General features: G+C 70.6%; 16 protein-coding genes and 3 pseudogenes. 9 read left to right on the top strand and 10 right to left on the bottom strand.

The window, feature by feature from the left end:
• Positions 1-110 precede the first annotated feature (110 nt).
• From OHA89_RS00835 to OHA89_RS00820, 4 genes are all read left to right on the top strand, one after another.
• Positions 111-512, top strand: a complete 402-nt coding sequence (locus OHA89_RS00835; protein ID WP_257552077.1) for a hypothetical protein — start codon at positions 111-113, stop codon at positions 510-512.
• A gap of 262 nt (positions 513-774) precedes the next feature.
• Entirely contained in the window at positions 775-1,446 is a 672-nt protein-coding gene (locus OHA89_RS00830) for a DUF4253 domain-containing protein (protein WP_406364896.1), read from the top strand.
• A gap of 122 nt (positions 1,447-1,568) precedes the next feature.
• Entirely contained in the window at positions 1,569-5,690 is a 4,122-nt protein-coding gene (locus OHA89_RS00825) for a hypothetical protein (RefSeq protein ID WP_406364895.1), read from the top strand.
• Between the two features lie 231 nt (positions 5,691-5,921).
• A complete protein-coding gene (locus OHA89_RS00820) occupies positions 5,922-6,656 on the top strand; it encodes a hypothetical protein (protein ID WP_266616652.1) in 735 nt (244 codons plus the stop codon).
• A 645-nt stretch (positions 6,657-7,301) separates the two neighbouring features.
• Here OHA89_RS00820 and OHA89_RS00815 read toward each other — a convergent pair.
• Positions 7,302-7,735, bottom strand: a pseudogene (locus OHA89_RS00815) (pyridine nucleotide-disulfide oxidoreductase); the annotation flags it as partial.
• A 453-nt stretch (positions 7,736-8,188) separates the two neighbouring features.
• On the opposite strand from OHA89_RS00815, the gene OHA89_RS00810 reads away from it, so the two are divergent.
• The 4 genes from OHA89_RS00810 to OHA89_RS00795 are packed head-to-tail and all read left to right on the top strand — an operon-like array spanning position 8,189 to position 9,194.
• Positions 8,189-8,365, top strand: a complete 177-nt coding sequence (locus OHA89_RS00810; RefSeq protein WP_266616650.1) for a hypothetical protein — start codon at positions 8,189-8,191, stop codon at positions 8,363-8,365.
• A 19-nt stretch (positions 8,366-8,384) separates the two neighbouring features.
• Entirely contained in the window at positions 8,385-8,849 is a 465-nt protein-coding gene (locus OHA89_RS00805; RefSeq protein ID WP_406364894.1) for an ATP-binding protein, read from the top strand.
• Complete coding sequence (locus tag OHA89_RS00800) at positions 8,846-9,046, top strand: hypothetical protein (protein WP_406364893.1); 201 nt, start codon at positions 8,846-8,848, stop codon at positions 9,044-9,046. The genes OHA89_RS00805 and OHA89_RS00800 overlap by 4 nt, the downstream gene beginning before the upstream one ends.
• Complete coding sequence (locus tag OHA89_RS00795) at positions 9,036-9,194, top strand: DUF6126 family protein (RefSeq protein WP_266616645.1); 159 nt, start codon at positions 9,036-9,038, stop codon at positions 9,192-9,194. The genes OHA89_RS00800 and OHA89_RS00795 overlap by 11 nt, the downstream gene beginning before the upstream one ends.
• 354 nt (positions 9,195-9,548) lie before the next feature.
• On the opposite strand, the pseudogene OHA89_RS00790 reads toward OHA89_RS00795, so the two are convergent.
• The 9 genes and pseudogenes from OHA89_RS00790 to OHA89_RS00750 all read right to left on the bottom strand — a co-directional run.
• Positions 9,549-10,708, bottom strand: a pseudogene (locus OHA89_RS00790) (potassium channel family protein); the annotation flags it as partial.
• Between the two features lie 653 nt (positions 10,709-11,361).
• Positions 11,362-11,697 (bottom strand): helix-turn-helix transcriptional regulator, encoded by a 336-nt coding sequence (locus OHA89_RS00785; protein ID WP_266616644.1) that lies wholly within the window; start codon positions 11,695-11,697, stop codon positions 11,362-11,364.
• A gap of 200 nt (positions 11,698-11,897) precedes the next feature.
• Positions 11,898-12,119 carry an alkylphosphonate utilization protein gene (locus tag OHA89_RS00780; RefSeq protein ID WP_266616643.1) on the bottom strand — a complete coding sequence of 74 codons (222 nt, stop codon included), beginning with the start codon at positions 12,117-12,119 and terminating at the stop codon, positions 11,898-11,900.
• A gap of 44 nt (positions 12,120-12,163) precedes the next feature.
• A complete protein-coding gene (locus OHA89_RS00775) occupies positions 12,164-12,574 on the bottom strand; it encodes an STAS domain-containing protein (RefSeq protein WP_266616642.1) in 411 nt (136 codons plus the stop codon).
• Between the two features lie 16 nt (positions 12,575-12,590).
• On the bottom strand, positions 12,591-13,016 hold the full coding sequence (locus OHA89_RS00770; RefSeq protein WP_266616641.1) for an ATP-binding protein: 426 nt from the start codon (positions 13,014-13,016) through the stop codon (positions 12,591-12,593).
• Positions 13,013-13,435: a pyridoxamine 5'-phosphate oxidase family protein gene (locus OHA89_RS00765; protein ID WP_266616640.1), complete on the bottom strand. Its 423-nt coding sequence runs from the start codon at positions 13,433-13,435 to the stop codon at positions 13,013-13,015. The genes OHA89_RS00770 and OHA89_RS00765 overlap by 4 nt, the downstream gene beginning before the upstream one ends.
• On the bottom strand, positions 13,432-15,084 hold the full coding sequence (locus OHA89_RS00760) for a SulP family inorganic anion transporter (RefSeq protein ID WP_406368342.1): 1,653 nt from the start codon (positions 15,082-15,084) through the stop codon (positions 13,432-13,434). Before OHA89_RS00760 ends, OHA89_RS00765 begins: the two co-directional genes overlap by 4 nt.
• Positions 15,085-15,158: 74 nt before the next feature.
• Complete coding sequence (locus OHA89_RS00755; protein WP_406364891.1) at positions 15,159-15,500, bottom strand: ArsR/SmtB family transcription factor; 342 nt, start codon at positions 15,498-15,500, stop codon at positions 15,159-15,161.
• Positions 15,501-15,590: 90 nt separating this feature from the next.
• A complete protein-coding gene (locus OHA89_RS00750; RefSeq protein ID WP_406364890.1) occupies positions 15,591-15,974 on the bottom strand; it encodes a hypothetical protein in 384 nt (127 codons plus the stop codon).
• Positions 15,975-16,348: 374 nt separating this feature from the next.
• Between OHA89_RS00750 and OHA89_RS00745 the strand changes: the two are divergent.
• Positions 16,349-16,719 (top strand): annotated as a pseudogene (locus OHA89_RS00745) (pirin family protein); the annotation flags it as partial.
• Positions 16,720-16,735 lie beyond the last annotated feature (16 nt).

Here is a 16,735-nt window from a genome sequence, read left to right as displayed (position 1 = left end):
CGCCTGCTGTCCCGTTCCCCCTTTAAGCCGTGACTTAAGAGGTAGGCCGCAGGTGACCGACCCGCCCAGGATGTGAAGCCGCAACCGGCTCATCCCACCATGGAGATCGCATGAAGACTCATCTCGCCGCCGCCCTCGGTTCCGTCGTGCTGACCGCGGGCACGTTGCTGTGCGCTCCCGCCGCCGGAGCGCAGACCGCCGCATACCCGACCACCGCTGTCGACGTTACGTACGGAGCCAGCTACGTCCGCGGCACACTGACCTGGTACAACCGGTCGGTCGGGGTCGAGGGAACGCTCCGGGCCGTCGGCTGCCGCAGGGCGTGGTTCGGCGCGTACGGTGCCTCCGGCAACGAGCTCGGCGCCAGGAGCACCAGTACCAAGTGCGACGTGACGTATCCCGTCAGTACCGGAATCCCTGCGGATGTGCCCGGTGGGGCCGCGTATGTGATCGTCTGTATCGACGATGCGAACGCGAACCCGCTCAAGTGCGTGCGGTACGACCGGCCCTGACCCCTTCGACCGGTCGGAAGTGACGTCGCCACACCAGCCCCGGGGCGGAACGACACGCGACGCCCCGGGAGCTGATCTCGCCGCCCCGCTAGGCAGTGATGCCTGCCATCGACGGCCAGGCCCCAGAGGGCCTGATACCGCTACGACGATGCCGCCGTCCTGAGCCTCCATGGTGGGCCGCGCGCCCCTGGCTCAGCATCACAGCAGCCGGGCCGTTCCCGACGGCTGGTACCTGGCACCCTGCGTCGTCCACCCCGAGCAAGTGACCGAGTACCCGAGGAATGACTGCCCCCGGGATCTCCGCGACGCACTCGAGGACCGTTTCGAAGCGCTGCTGGCAGAAACCGGGCTGCGGTACTCATCGCATCTTGCCGACGCACCGGGAATCAAGCTGGGTGGCTACCCAGGCTGGAGCCAGGAGCCCTGCTGGCCGGACTGCGAAACGTGCGGAGGCCGGATGGAGCACCTCCTGACCGTGGCCGAGGGGGAATTCGACAGCGAGTCCTGGCGTACGTGGCTTCCCGAGGAAGACCGGACCACCGAGAACACCGAGACCCGCTGGCTATGGGAATCCGAGGCGTTCAACCCCACACGTCTGGACACCTGCGGCATCGCCGCCCCTTCCGGTGCCGATGCCCTCGCCCTCGTCGGCTGGGATGGACCCGCCAACTGGGACAACGACACCGCCCCGTTCTCCGCCGTGGTGAGCGACTGGGAACAACGCTTCGGTGCATGCGTGGTCGCCGTTGGTTCCGACACGCTCCACCTGAGCGTCGCTGCACCCCCGACAAGCACGGAAGACGCCCTTCCCGTCGCGGCCGAACACTTCGCCTTCTGCCCCGACAGCATCTGGCAAGGCCCTCGCCTCCAGACCCTGGCGGCCTACGCCGAGCGACTCATCGACGTCCACTGCTGGGAATTCTGGTGGGACTGATCCTGGCCGGCCGGGAAACGATCACCTGAGAAGTGGGAAACGATCTTCAAAGCGTCGCATTGGCTCAGGTCAGCGGCACCCGTGAACAGCCCCTGTCAGAACCGCCTGGCAAGATCACACGTATGACCAGCAACACCGGAACTCCCGTGCGGCCCCCAGCCAATCACCGCATCTCCGAGACGTACGCCGACTGGGCACGTACTCAGGGGCCGGGCGTCGAAACCGACGCCCGCGACACGCTGGAACGGGCGGGCAGCAGCCGGCACCGGGCCTGGGAGAGGCCCGGCCGGTTCGTGGACGACGCGGAGCGCCTGGCCCGGGGCCTGCCGGCCGCCCACCTGCCCTGGTTCTGGGACACCATCGGTCATTGGATGCTGGAGACGCACCGCCGCTCCGCAGTCCGCGCCTACGCGCAGGCGCGCGCCGCCGAGCGCACCCACGCTCTGCCGGTCGATCCTGACTGGCGGCGGGCGAATCTACTGCTGTTCGCCCGGTTCGGCGCCCTGCCCGCCAGTGAGCTCAGCGGTGCGGCGGTCTGGTTGGCCGGTGTCCTCGAACCGGTTGACGCGCACCAGGAGTTCGTCCGCCTGCTGAGCGCCTGGGCGGCGTCCCCCGGCGAGCTTCCCGCCGATCTGGCCCGCCGGGTCCGGGACTCGGCCCGTGCGGCCGGGCTCGGCAGCGAGGAGGAGGCCCGGGTGCTGGGCGGGGTGCTGGCCGCGGCCCGCGGCAAGGCCCTACCCGACCGGCTGCTCGACGCGGCAGCCGGCCCGCTCGGCGACCACCCGCCCACCGACGAGCAGGCCACGGCCCTCCTCGACCTGTTTCCCGAGTCGAAGAACGACGCGGCTGCCTGGCTGCGGCTGCTCATCGCGTGCGGTGCCGCGGACGCGGCCGCGGCCGGGCGGATCACGCCGGAGGACGGCCTCGGCGACTGGCTGCGCCGGTACGCCGCCGGATACTCGCACCGCACGGTCGGCGGCGGTGGGGTGACCCGCCAGCCCATGCCCGCAGAACTATTCGACTTGGTGAGCCGGTTCGCTCCGCTGCTGCGCGCGCACGGCACCCCGGTCCGGCTGCACGAGGACCGCTACCGGTGGCCGCATCTGGACGCCGACCTCCTCGACCTCTGCCTCGCCGAGGGCGTACCCGTCCACGACCCCGGTGCTGCGATCAGCCTGGAGTTCTGGGGTGAGCACTCCCAGCGCGACCTCAAGGCACTCGCCACCGATCCGGTGTTCGGCCCCCGGCTGGAAGGCACCGTGCACACCGGGCTCCGCACCCGTGGCGGCACTGCGATCAGCGGCACTGCCATCAGCCGGCTCCCGCACAATCCGGGCATCACCGTCGAGGTGCACGCCCGCGTCGAGAAGCTGCTCGACGCCCTGCGCGGCGGGGGACTCGCCGCCGCCGACGAGGCCGTCGACGAGCTGCACGGCCTCCTCGACCGGCCCACCGCCATCGCCCTGGACGGCATCGAGGAGGCCCTCGACGCACTCGACCTCACCGGCCCACTGGCCCGCGCCCTGCGGGCCGGGCTCCCCGAGGAGCTGGGCTGGCCCGCCCTGGACCAGGCCCTCGCCGCGTTCAGGCCCGACGAAACCGTGCACGTCACCTGCACCTGGCCGGTGCTCACCGTGTACGGCGAGACCCGCGCCCTCGCCGTCGACCACGCCGGGCTGCGCGCAGAGCACACCCTGGAACTGCCCGACGGCGCGCTCGGCCACACCGTGCACTGGGTCGGCGGCCAGTTCCTCGTCGCCTGGAACGAGGAACACAAGGACAACTCCTCCAACACCGCCTACTGGTCCGACCACCCCAGCGAAAAGTTCGAACCAGAGCAGACGTACGGACTGCGCCCCTACGGCGGCAGCATCCAGGGCGGCCTCGGCTACCAGTTCGAAACCCCGGACGGTGGCGGCCGGTTCGACGGCGAGCGCGTCCTGCGGGCCGGCGGCCGTGAGGGCATCAGCCACCGCGACTACCAGATGTACGACGGCCACGACTTCTGGAGCACCGAGGTGTTCAGCGAGGACCACGGCGGCTGGAACCGCCTCGACCCGGCCACCGGGGTTCCCACCGCCGACCGCACCCTGCCCGCCTTCCACGACCCCGACCGGTCCCCGCCCGGCACGAAGCCCTTCCCCGACCACCGGATCCTCGCTGCACTGCCGCCCGGCGCCCCGCCCTCTCCGCTCGGCCAGGACGGCGCACTCACCGGCTGCCGGGTCGACTACCGCACGCCGTACGCGGGTCCCTCGCCCCGCGAGTTCGTGATGGAGTCCATCGACGGCCGTACCGCCTCCTACCGCAGTCACACCTGGGGCCGCCGCCCGTGGGGAATCCTTGCCCTGCCGCTCGGCGGAGAGGACGCGGTCCTGGCCGGCGGGACCACCATCCGCAGCCACGCCGCCGCCGACAACTCGCTGCTCTGGCAGGTCCAGGGCTTCCCCGGCAGCCGCCACAGGACCCGGAGCCGGGCCACCCTGGGCGAACTGGCCGGGCCGGTTCCGCCACCTGCCTTCTGGCACTTCCTCACCCCGCGCGACGAGCTCTCGTCCCGTGTCCTGCGGACGGTCACGGACAGTGCGGTGCGCGAGCTGATGCACCAGGGCATCGGGCGCGCCCTGCCGGGAGTGACCGATCCGCGGGTCCAGGAGGGCGTCGACCGCGCCGTCCGGCTCGCCGCTGACGTACTGCGCCGCCGCCGGGAGCTGTCCCACCGGATCGCCGTCATGCGGGCCGGGCCGGTCGTCGACCTGCCCGACCCGGCGCCGGACAACCGGCTCGTCCCTGCCCTCCACGGCCTGCTGCCCCAGCTGCGCGGCTACGAGGAACGGCAGCCGCAGCCACAGCCCGCCCTCCTCACCTCAGTCGCCGCCGACGGCCGGTACCTGCGCGGCGAGATCGACGACGAGGTACGGGTGCTCGCCCTGCCCGCGCCGCCCTCCGAGTGGTCGGTGCTTACCGGCCGGATCGATGCCGTGGCCTGGCGGACCGTCGTCGCGGCCACCCCCGACGAGCAGAGACAGACGCTCGCGGCACTGCTCGGCGTATGGAGCCGGCAGCCGTTCGCTGAGGCCGACAGCTCCTGGCGGACCGGCCGGGCCCCGGAGCAGCGGATCGCCGCACTGCGCGCGGACGGTTTCGTCGTGGCCTCCGGCCCGGAGCGCAGCGGCCTCGCCCCCTTCCTCCAGCGAGCAGCCGATCCGGTGCCCGACGATGCCGAAGAGTGCGCCACGCACACCATCGCCGCCGATGACACCACCCGGCTCCCCCGACTGCTGGTCCTGCTCGCCGGACAGGGTCCGCTGCCGGTGCCCGAGGAGGCCGTGGACCTGTTCCGCTGGCGCACCGGGGTGCCGCGCCCGATCGCCGCCCTGGTCCTCGACGGATTCGCCGGCAGCGACGACTACGGTGCACACCGCAAGCTGGTCCGCTCCAAGCCGTACAAGGCGGACCAGGCCACCCTCTACGCGTACGACGAGTTCCAGCGACGGCTCGGTCCGGCCGGCCGGCGCACCGTGCTCGTCGCCGCACTGCCCGGCGACCCGGCGGAGCTCTGGGCCCCTGGCGGGATGACCGCGGCCGCGGAACGCATGGCCGTGGCCTGGGCCCAGCTGCTCGGTGGCGCCCCGTACACCGATGACGGCAGCCATGCCGCTGCCCTCGCCGCGGACCACGGACTCCCGGAGATCTGGGCCACGGCCCTGCTCACCGGCCGCCTCGAGAAACCACTGGAGGCCGACGGCATGCAGGCCGCCGCCACCGCGGTCGCCTGGGCTCTCGCCGAGCGCCCGGTAGAAGACCCTGCGGCGCAGGGTGCCCGCGTCCTGCTCGGCGGGCTCACGGACCTGCCCGCCGATCTGCTCCCCGCTCTGCGCAGACTGGCGGACCGGTCCGCCACCACCCCCGTTCCGCCAGGCCAGTACGAGGCCAACCCGCTGTTCAGCGTCCCGGACCTGGTGGACGAGGTGGCGGCGGCTCTCGGTGTCAGCCGTGACGCGGCCGCCCTCCAGCTCCAGCTGCACGCTTTCGACCGCCCGGCCGACCGCACCGTCCGCCGCTGGAACTCCTGGTCCATCGATCATCACCGCGCCGTCCGCAAGGAGCTGACCGCCGCGAAGGCCCCGCGCCCCGCACCCGCCGCCCCGGCAGAAGCCCCCGCTGCGGTCCCGGCACCCGCGCACGACCGGTTCACTCGAGCCTGGGCGGACAGTGCGGCACGGCCAGAAACGAAGGCGTGATGCTGCTGAACGCCTCACGCAAATACGGCTCCGTTGCTTGCGCCTGGGTGTGCCGCTGGCGGCTGCGCACCCCGCCGCCGGCGGAGGTCAGAAGGAGATTCGTGACCGCTTCCCGGAAGTCGTGCCAGAACCACAGACAGCACCCCGCGTACCAGCGGGGCCCCGTGTGTCACCGGGATTCCGGTGAGATAGCCTCCGCCTGATCATCCATACCGTGCCCGGGGGCAGACCATGCCAATACGCTTTGCCCTGCGGGCTTCCGGCGTGCCGGCCCTCGTGGCCGTCGCCACACTGGCCGTCACCGGCTGCGGGGCGGGTCCTGGAAAGCATGCGTCCGAGCTCGCGCTCCCTGAGACCGCCTCCGCATCCCCCTCCGCTGTGGCCTCCGCGAGCCGCCCGCTGACCGCCGAACAACTGGTGGCGGCCGCACTGCCGCAGGAGAGCCCGGACGCGGACCGGCATCCCGTCTCCGTCCGCAAGCTCCAGGTCAGCGACCTGGAGGACCAAATCTCCGATCCTGCCTGCGGACAGCTTCTGGCAGCCGCCCATGCCCGGCGGCCCTCCCAGCCGGCTCCGGCCGTGGTGAACCAGACGTTCAACTGGAAGGACGACAACGGCGGCGCATCCACCCTCGCCTCGTACGGGAACTCCGGCGCGGTGGCGGTGTTCGCGGAGGTTCGCGAGGGGCTGAGCACCTGCCGGTACTTCGAGAGCCCGGCCCCCACCACTACCTACAAGGGCACGGTCACAGTCGATCCCGCCCCGAGGCTCGGGGACGAAGCGGTGCAGTTCGAGGTCACCGCCCCGACCGAGGTGGGCCCACACGTCACCCAGTACACGGTGGTCCGCACCGGAAGCGTCATCGCCACGTTCACCAAACTGTCGGTCGGCGACCGCGACATACGCGCCTTCCCGCCCGCCATGATCGCCCAGCAGATCTCTCTCCTCCAGCAGGCGCAAAGCTGAGGCCCACGGCCCCTGGGCCGCCCCGTTCCGGATCTTTCCCGGGCCCACGTCGCCCGCACTCACCGCCCTTGCCTCCCGCCGTCGCCAAGTACTACGGAGCCGGGGTGGCGGAGGCCGAGAGGCTGTAGCCGTCGCGGGCGGCACGCCGGCGGGCGTCGCGAAAAAAGCACCATTCGACGAACGGCCGGATGATCGTGGTCTGGTGGGGCGGCAGCCCGGGCACGCTGTGGGCGATCCAGTGTTCGCGGCGGGCGAGGTGTTCGTTGCGGCGGGGCAGGATGTCGGCGGCGACCAGTAGGCCGCGGACATGGCGGGTTGGCGAGTTCTGTGGCAGGCCGTCGAGCAGGCTGTGGGTGATCTCCGCAGGTTCTTCGGCGAGATTGGCCAGGATCCGGGCGGCGCGACTGCGGTGGAGCCAGGTCAGTACCTTCGACGAGCAACGGCGACACCTTCGACGGTCCCTCCACCACCGGCGGCGTCCCCTTCGGATTCCCCCAGAGCGGGCGCCGGGCGGGTGTTCAGCGCGTCGGTCACCTGCTGGGTTGCTGTCGGGGTGAGCCTGCGGTGACTTGCCCGGCGGTGGCCTTGTTCACGGGTAGGGGGCTCTGGCAAGCCTTCCCTGTTCGTTGGTGATGACCAGGGCTTTATGAGGGTGGCGGAGGCCGGGCCGGTCCAGTCGCCGTAGCCGAGCAGGTGCGGGCGGGGCTCATCGACAGTGCGGGTGCCGACGGTTGCGATGTGCCGCGGGTGCCGCGCAGGCGCAGGGAGGCGAAGGGGGCGAGGGCGGGGCGGAAGCCGGTGCACCAGAGGGCCGTGTCCGCCTCGGCCCAGGTACCGTCGGCCCACTTGACCCCGGTCGGCGTGAGGCGAGTGAACATCGGCCTGGCGCTGAGGAGTCCGGCGTCGCGGGCCGCGCGGACGGGCGGGACGGCGACGATGTCGCCGAGGGAGGCGACGCCGCCGCTGTCAGTGCGGTCTTCGTCGAGGGCGCGTCGGCGGGCGGTCGCGTGGTCGAAAAGGGCACGGCCGTCGATGTCGTCGGCTAGGTAGTGCGGCGGATGCTGGGTGACCCAGGTCAGGCCCCGATGCCGGCGTGGGTGAGGTCGGCGGGTACTGCGGCGGCCGTGCGTAGGGCAGCGGCGTCCATCTGAACGGCTTGTCCCGGGCACCGGCGAGGCTGGTTTCGAGACCCGTGACTTCCCGAGCCGGCCCCCGTGCTTGGCTTCGACGATACGGGCGACGAGATTGTCGCGGATCTCGACGAGCCGGGGGCGCTCGGCTGAGCCGGGGCGGAGTAGGGCCCATCGCAAACAGGCGTGTTCGTGGACGCAGGCTGTGGAGAAGGTCCGGCCGCAGGTGCCGGTGGAGGGTTTGCGTAGGCGGAGTCGGCCCAGACGATGGTGATCTCGGGATGCATGAGGCGGAGGCGGAAGAGGACCAGGACCGCCTTCGCCGCGTCGCGAGCGTGCACCCGCTAGACTTGCAGAATTATGCAATTTACTAGTTATGGATTGGTGGACGGGGGTTGCGGTGTGGCCGGGTTCGAGGAAGCGGCGCTGGAACGGGTCCGCATGGCGCGGGCTCGTCTCCGGGCTGCGCAGGAGGCTGACGATGCCTTCGAGGAGGCGCAGGCCACAGAGGAGCTGGAGGACGCGCTGCGTGTGGCCCGCGATCACAGCGTGGCCACCGGCGACGAAGGCAGCCGGTGAACCGGACGGCGTCACCGGTGTGTCCGAGGCATCGGTGATGGCCCGGCACCCCAGCGGGCAGCCGGCCGTCCAGGTACGCAAGCACGCGTGGACGGTGCCGCTGGTGCCGGGCTCGGTGCGAGCAGCACGAGAGCGCACCGAAAGCTCCCTGGTCCTCCTCGGCCTGGAGAGTGCCTCCGCGCTGTTCGGTGCAGTGCTGCTTGTGGTCAGTGAACTGGTGACCAACGCTGTCCGCCACGCCCAGCACTCCCCGGACGCCGAGGTCACCCTCCACATGACCGACCACATGCTCGCCGTCGCCGTCGCGGACCTGGACCCGAGCCCCAGATCGCTGGCCGAAGCTGCCCGGACTCCGGGCCAGGGGCTGCGCACGGTGGCCGACCTGGCTCGCACCTTCGGCGGGGACGTCCGGATCGAGTCCTCCTCCGACGGGCCCGGCAAGACGATCGTCGTCCGCTTCATCCTGCCGGGAGGCACACCGTGACCAGCAGCGACCGAGCCGGTCGGCTGTATCGAATCACCTATCTCGGCACTGGCCCCGCCCCGGATGTCCGTACGGTCGAGGCCGGGGAGGTCGCGGCCGTCATCGAGCACGCCGGCGAGCACGGCATGCAGGTCCTGGTCCGCCCCTACACCCGCCCGCACGATCAATCCGAGACGGAAGCACGCCATGACGGATGACACCGCCGCCAAGAAGTCGCCGGCGGATCACGAGAAGTGGAAGGAGAAGGGCGTCGCGATGCGTGCCTTCTTCTACATCTTCGGCACGCACGTGTTCGCCGGGTTCATCTGGCTGCTGTTCTACCTGGGCCAGCACGCCCAGAAGTGAGTCCCTCGCCCAGCGAGAGCCACCTGACGTGGGCTGCCATCACCCTGATGACCGCAGCTTCACTCGCCAACCGGCCACCGGCACCCCGTCAACAGCCTTCCGAAGCCGCCTGACCCAGCCCCGGCGTCGCGCCTCGCCCCCTGCGGTCCCGACCACGCGAACACGGAAACACGGAGGACGAACGGACGCCATGGCGGTCACTACTTCGGCTGGTCCTGCAGACCGTCGATGACCAGATTCGGCATGGGGACCTGACACACCAGACGTCCGCGGCAGTGCAGCCAGCCCAATACTCGGGCAGGGCCACGGTGGCGTGGCCCTAACCGCTGACCCTGTACGTCCGCGACCAGGGTTGCCGAGGAGTTCGGCGAGGCCTTGTCGGGTGGCGGCGATGATCACTCTGTCGTCGGGTCCGAGGATGTGGCCGGGGTGGAGGTCGAAGAGGAGTCCGCTGGCGTGGGCCTGGCCGTCGAGGCGGGTGGCCCGCAGGTCGGGGCGCCGGTCGGCCGGATCGGCTGTGTCGAGGGCGAGGACACGCCAGTGGCCTGTCCTGGTCGTGTCCGAGATGGTCCGGCCGTCGAGGTGGGGTACGCCCGCCACATCGAGAGCGGCGAAGAGGAGTACGCGGCGTTCGACGGGCAGTGCGCCCAGGATCTGGCGGCCCATCATGGAGCTGGCGAAGGCGGGGGGCGGCCAGGGAGGTCACGCTGCGGCTGCGGGTCACCGCCCGGGGGTGGGCGGTGCGCAGGGTGCGGTGGACGGCGGTCGCGAACTCGTCGTCGTACAGGCGCAGTGCCACGCGGATGTCCGGTGTGCTGGTTCGGGCGCAGAGGATGGCTTGAGGTTGGTGGTGTCGGAGCTGGTGAGGGCGAGGAGGGCGCGGGCCCGGTGGATGTGGGCGGCCTCGAGCACGCCGTCCTGGGTGACGTCGCCGAGGACCACGGGCACGTGCGGGCGGCGGGCGAGTGCGATGCCCCGTGCATCGGGGTCTTCCTCGACGCAGACGACAGGGGTGCCGAGTTCGCGCAGTCGGGCCAGCAGACACGGGTGCTGATCTTGCCGAGGCCGAGCAGCACGATGTGGTCGGCCATGCCGCGTGGTCGCCGGCGCAGGCTGGTGGCCGAGCGGAAGGATCCGAGGGCTTCGAGGACGGCGGCGACCAGGACCGGCAGGAGGAGCAGGCCGACGAGGCCGGCGAAGAGCTGCGGGAGCTGGCGTTCGGTGGGGTCGCCGACGGCCGGGTCGTTGATGGAGAAGAGGTCCAGGAGGGTGACGTAGGCGCAGTGGGCGAGGGGGTCGCCCGTGGTGATCAAGGACGTGATGGCGATGGCGAACACGGCGGCGGTGAAGGCGGCCAGCGCCCAGCGGACGCGGGGGGAGAACAGCTCCATCACCGGGAGGCCGGCCGGGCCGATCCGCTCGCGCCGAGTGGAGCGGGCGGTGTTCGGGACGGCCTCGAGGACGACGGCGCCGCGCTGTGCGGAGTGCGCGATCTTCATCGAGGCCGGGAGGAGCTACCTGGGCACCGCAACCGCCGCAGCCCTCGTCATCCGGCTCCGGTCATCAGCAGCTTCAGCGGTCTGGAAATCGGGACACACCGACCAGGACGGTTCCAGCGAGGAAGAGCCCAGCGCCCACTGCCATGAACGAAGGGAGCGCGTTCCCTGACAGGGTGAAGGCGAAGGCACTGAAAAAACAACAGAGACCGCTCCCCGTCAGCACCTGACCAAGTCCATGAGGCACAGGACGCAGGACCCGGGCTCGCTCCCAGGGATGGATCCACCCGGTGAGAAGCTCGACCACACCACTTATCGCCACCGCCAGAGCAAACGCGATGAACGCCCCCAGCACCACATAGTGCATCCCGCCTCCTGGCGGCCATCGTGGCACACCAGCACGTCAGGACGGGAGTCCTGCCGACCGCAGAAGCGGTGAAGCGGTCATCTGGTCGGGTCTTTCGGTCGTCCCCGCTGATTGAGTTTCGAAAATCCGCCACGTGGTGGCGAAGTACCTCAGATTGGGGCCGGGCTGCCCGAAACCAGGCCGGACACGGACGGCTGCGCAGGCAAGGGAGCGGCCGTCTTCCGGTGTCAGAAGCGCGTTGAACCCGCACTAACGGAAGACGGCCGCCGTATATGGGGTGCGGGCCCCGCAGGGCTGGCACCGTTTAGGTGTGGCGGCTGGCTCGGAGGTCGGCCAGTAGTTCGGCCTGGCCCTCCAGGACGCCGGAGAGGATGCCGCGGGCGACCCTCAGGAGTTCGGCGATCTGGGGGTGGGTGAGCGTGTAGTACACGTTCGAGCCCTCCCGGCGGGTGACCACCAGATTGGCCTTGCGCAGGACGGCCAGCTGCTGGGAGAGGCTCGCGGCCTCGACCCCGACCTCCGGCAGCATCTCGGCGACCGCGTGCTCGCGCTCGGCCAGGAGTTCCAGGACGCGGATGCGGACCGGGTGCCCCAGCGTTTTGAAGAACTCCGCCTTGAGCTGGTACAGCGGTGTGCTCACCTGCGTACCCCTGCCTTGACTGCCCATCGCATCCACCCGGAACCATTCGCCGTAGGGGCATCCCTTCGCCCCTCTTCACACCTTGCGACCTCCACAATTGCAGATCCATGCAACTCCTGGGACGGGGCGGTCCGTCTTCGTGACGTTCGTACCGCACCTCACAGGCCCGATGACCCTGTGCCGGGGCCTTCCGGGTGGGGTTACGCCTTCTTGAGGAATTCGGTCCTCAGGACGAGGCCCTTGACCTTCTTCGTGTTGCACTCGACCTCGCCCGGCTTGGGGGTGAGGCGGATAGTCCTCACGAGAGTGCCGCGTTTGAGGGTCTCGGAGGTGCCCTTGACCTTGAGGTCCTTGATCAGGGTGACCGAGTCGCCGTCGGCGAGCGGGGTGCCGTTGGAGTCCTTGACGGTGATGTCGTTCATGGGGTGGGGTCCTTGTTCTCGTGGTCGGTGCTGGTCGCGGGTGTTCAGGTGAGGGCGGGTGCGGCTGGAGAATGAGGGTCCGGCCAGTCATCGGTCCGCCACTGCCTTTCCTGCCCGTGGGCTCCGTGCGCGGCCAGGGCCGCGGCGAGGTCGCAGTGGACGGTGACGGGCGGGCAGGTGGAATCCGGGACCAGGGATCCGTCCGCGGGTATTGCCGCCAGTTCCAGGCGGCGCCCGCTCCCCGCGAGGCGGCGTGCGGCCTGGGCGACCGCGATCTGCCCGCCGGCCGACCAGCCCATCAGCCCGGTCAGGTCGAGGATGACCGGGCCGGTGCCCCGGGCGAGCGCCCAGCCGACGGCGCCGGTGAACCGGTCCACGGCGTCCGCGCCGAGGTAGCCGGCCAGGGACAGCACGCCCAGGTCCTGACGGGTCGTGTACCGCCATTCGATCGTCATTGTCAGTTCCTCGGCTTCACAGGGGGAGGGTGATCCAGATGGCCTTGCCGCGCCCGTCCGCATCCGCGCGTACGGCGGCGGTGCCGCCGAGTTCCATCGTCATCTCGACGACCATGGCGAGTCCGCTGCCGGGCGCGGTGGCTAGGGCCCCGAACAGGGCGGGTTGGTAGGGGTGGCGGTCGTGGACGGCGAACGCGAAGGCGCCCGGACCGTGCGCACAGGTGACGGTGATCATCGGCGAGGACACGGCGGCATGGCGGACGGCGTTGGTGACCAGCTCGGCCAGGATCAGCAGCGCCGGGCCCACGCTCGGATGCCGAAGGCCGACCCCGCACTCCACGAGGACCAGCTCGGTGGTCTCACGGGCGATACGGACGGCTGAGCCCATGGCGGGCACGTCCAGCACGTGCCGGTAGGGCATCGTCGGGGCCTGGACACTCATCGGCCCGCCCCCGAAACCGTCCGGGCCAGGCGGAACCCGGACACGGCCTGCGGGTGCAGACGCAGAAGGGTGTCGTGGGGACCGTGGGCCCAGCCGGGCAGGGTGCGCCGGTAGTGGGCGGCCTCGTCCGGATCGGCGATGACGTCCGCCGGCCCATGAGCACTGACCGTCCAGCCCGTGCCGTCCGGGGTGCGGATCTCATCCACCTGGTAGGTCAGCAGCGCGCGCCCCGGGATGGTGGCGGCTTGCACGGGGGCGCGGACGACGAGGCGTCCGTACTCCATCACGTGTGCGGCGGGCCGGACGACGGCCAGCTCCCGCTGGACGTAGACGAGTCGGCCCTGGGCGGAGCCTTCGAGGAGCCACAGGGCCTCGGTGCCGGACACCTCGATGAGGCGGCGGTCGGCGGGGACGGTCATCGTGCGGCCTTCCGGATGCGGTGCGATCGGTGCTTGAGCGGCAGCAGGCCCGCCTGCTCCAGGTGCTTGCGTGCCCCGGCGATGGCCTCCGGGGTGGTGGCGTACTCGCGGCCCTCCAGACGCAGCAGCTCTAGCGCGCCCACCGCGTCCAGGGCCTGCCGTTGGCCGGGCCTGATACCCGAGGTGAGGACGGCGATGCCGCGCCGGTTCAGCTTCTCAACCGCGTCCTTCAACACGAGGGCTCCGGTGGCGTCCAGGGTGGTCACCCTCGACATGCGCAGGATCACCACCTTCACGTCGGCGACCTCGGAGAGTTCGAGGAGGAAGCGGTGGGCGCCGGCGAAGAAGAGGGGGCCGTCGATGCGGTAGGCGACGATGTGCTCCGCGAGCAGGGCGTGTTCCTCGTCGCTGTGCTCGCCGGGCACATCCGGGCGGAAGTCGACCTGCTCCATCCGGGCCTGACTCGCCACCGCCTTCAGCGCGAGGGCCCCGGCCACGAGCAGACCGATGATCACGGCATAGACGAGGTCGAGGACCAGGGTGGCGGCGGCCGTCAGGACGAGAACGACGGCGTCCGAGCGCGTCGCCTTCGCCATCGCCCGCAGGGAGCCGACTTCCACCATGCGGATCGCCGTCGCCAGCAGTACGCCCGCCAGCGCCGCGAGGGGGATCTTCGAAACAAGGGGGGCTGCGGCGAACACGATCACCGCGAGCACGGCGGCGTGGGTGAGGGCGGCGAGCCGGGAGGAGGCGCCGGTGCGGACGTTGACCGCCGTGCGCGCGATCGCGGCCGTGGCGGGAACGCCACCGAACAGAGGGGCAGCGAGGTTGGCGACGCCCTGCCCGAACAACTCCTTGTCCGGGTCATGCTGCTGCCCCACCGTCATCCCGTCCGCGACCGTCGCCGACAGCAGGGACTCCAGCGCGGCCAAAGTGGCCACCGCGACCGCCGGGGCGAGCAGAGAGCCAAACGCGGAGACATCGAGGAAGGCGAGGGAGGGGGCGGGCAGCCCGGAGGGAAGGTCCCCGATCGGAGCCGCCGCGTCCAGGTGGAAGACCTGAGTGATCACGGTCGCCGCGATCACCGCGACGATCGAGAACGGGATCGCCGGCTTCCAGCGGGCGCCCGCCAGCATCAGCGCCGCAACCCCGGCCGAGAGACTGATCGCGGTCCAGTTCGGGAACGCCACGAACTCCACAAGCGCCCGCCATGCCACCAGCAGGACCTTCTCGCCCTCGGGCTTGTCGACGCCGAGCGCGTTCGGTATCTGCTGGAGGCCGATCACGCACGCGATACCCAGGGTGAAGCCCTCCACCACCGGAGCCGGCACATAGCGCATGTACTGCCCGGCCCGCAGCAGGGCTAGACCGACCAGCAGGACCCCGGCCATCACCCCGACGGTGAGAACGCCCCCGGGCCCGTACCGGGCGACGATCGGCACCAGGACCACAGTCATCGCCCCGGTCGGACCGGACACCTGGAGATTCGACCCGCCCAGCAGCGCCGCGAGCGCCCCAGCGACCACGGCAGTGGCGAGCCCCGCCTCTGCGCCCAGCCCGGAGGAGACACCGAAGCCGAGCGCAAGAGGGAGGGCGACGATCGCTACGGTCAGCCCGGCCAGGAGGTCCCTGCGGGGGCTGCGGCCCATCGCCTTGAAGTCGGCCCGGGCCGGCAGCAACAAGCGGACCCGCCCGAGCACAGAGATCCGGAAGGAGTTCACGGTCACGAGGCCTGGACCCCGCACTCGCGCAGTTTCTCCAGCAGCACGCTCTGCCCGGTCAGCACCTCGGTCAGGATCCGCCGCGCCGCAAGCATCAGCTGCGCGACATCGCCGCCCGCCAGCTCGTAGACCACGGTCGAGCCGTCACGTACCGAGGTGACGATGCCCGAACGGCGCAGCATCGCGAGCTGCTGCGACAGTGCGGAGGGCTCGACCTCGATCGCGGCCAGCAGGTCCCGCACCGGCATCGGACCGTCCTGCAGCAGCTCCAGGACCCGTATCCGCACCGGATGCCCGAGCATCCGGAAGAACTCGGCCTTGGCCTGATACAGCGGAACCTGCATGGTCTCGCACCCTCCTCATCGGCCCGGGGACCGGGGCGCACGGCTTGGTGCTGTGCCCGCGGCTACCTACGGACACAGCACCCACAGCATCTATGAAATTGCAGACTTCTGCAATTCGCGGATTCTGCGGTTCTCTGTCGACTGCGGGCTGTACCGTTCGGGGCTGGGCCTCGCCGCAACCCCCGTCGGCGAGGCCCTCCCCCCCACGACGACCGCGAACGATCCAACCCCCGCTGCGCCCATCAGTAGCCGTAGCAACCACACGTTTCCCTTTTGGTGGGAGTCGATGCGGTGCTGTGCGCGGCGGGCGCGTTCCTCCGGGTCTCGCACGAAGAGAGCCTGCCGACCGGGGTGGTAGGTGCTGACCCCCTCCAGGGTCCTCTCCCGGACGGCTTCGGGGCGTTTCTCGAGCAGGCTGCGCCACACGTCTTGGGCCTCGTTGCCCTGGAGGAGCAGGACCTCTGCCTTTGTCATCAGCCCCAGCAGCGGTTTCAGGACCTCGGCACCAGCCTGGAGCTCAGCCGCGTTCGGTGAGCGGTTGATGTATCAGGGATAGGCATTCCAGGGAGTGACGGCACGCGGCGCTATCCCGGCTTCCTCGAAGATCTGGGCCTGAAGCTCTGCCATCGGGTCATCGTTTTCCATACGCAGGAAGCCCGAGCCTGTGCCTTCCTGCGTCTTGGGGCACGCAGAACAACCAGCACCGAACCAGCACCGGAGCGGAGAGTGCTGGTTGTGGACGCCAACGTACCGTCAGTCGCGTCACCCCAGTCGCTGGTGGAGTCGGAGCCCCGCTCGAGACCGTTTGCCCTGGATCGCAGGGTCACCTGCCCTGGACGTCCACCGTCGACCAAGCCGTCGCGGTGGGCACCGAGAGTCGCCTGCCGTACGATCCGGACTTCGAATGCGCGGGCTTGCTTGTGGGGCCAGGCCAACGTCGCATGCGTCCGTTCCGCCTGGGCTCGATGCTTCACCTCGGCTATGGCCGACCGAGCTCGCCCTGCCGGCCTCCTCGGGGCTGGGCCTGTGGGCGGCGAATCCTTCGAGGATCGTCATGTTCTGGAACTGGATCGGACGGTCCCAAGGGGATATCGCACAGGCCCGCGAGGACTGGATGAATGGGACCAGATTCGGCGAGGTGAAGGGGTATGACGGCCCTCCGCTTCCGGCTCCTGACCTGCCCCCGGCCCACCTCAAACCACGCGGTCGAGTGCGCTGACCTGCGATATCTGGAG

This window comes from Streptomyces sp. NBC_01546 (assembly GCF_045208355.1).
Taxonomy (GTDB): Bacteria; Actinomycetota; Actinomycetes; order Streptomycetales; family Streptomycetaceae; genus Streptomyces.
This window is presented reverse-complemented; position numbering and strand designations above follow the sequence as displayed.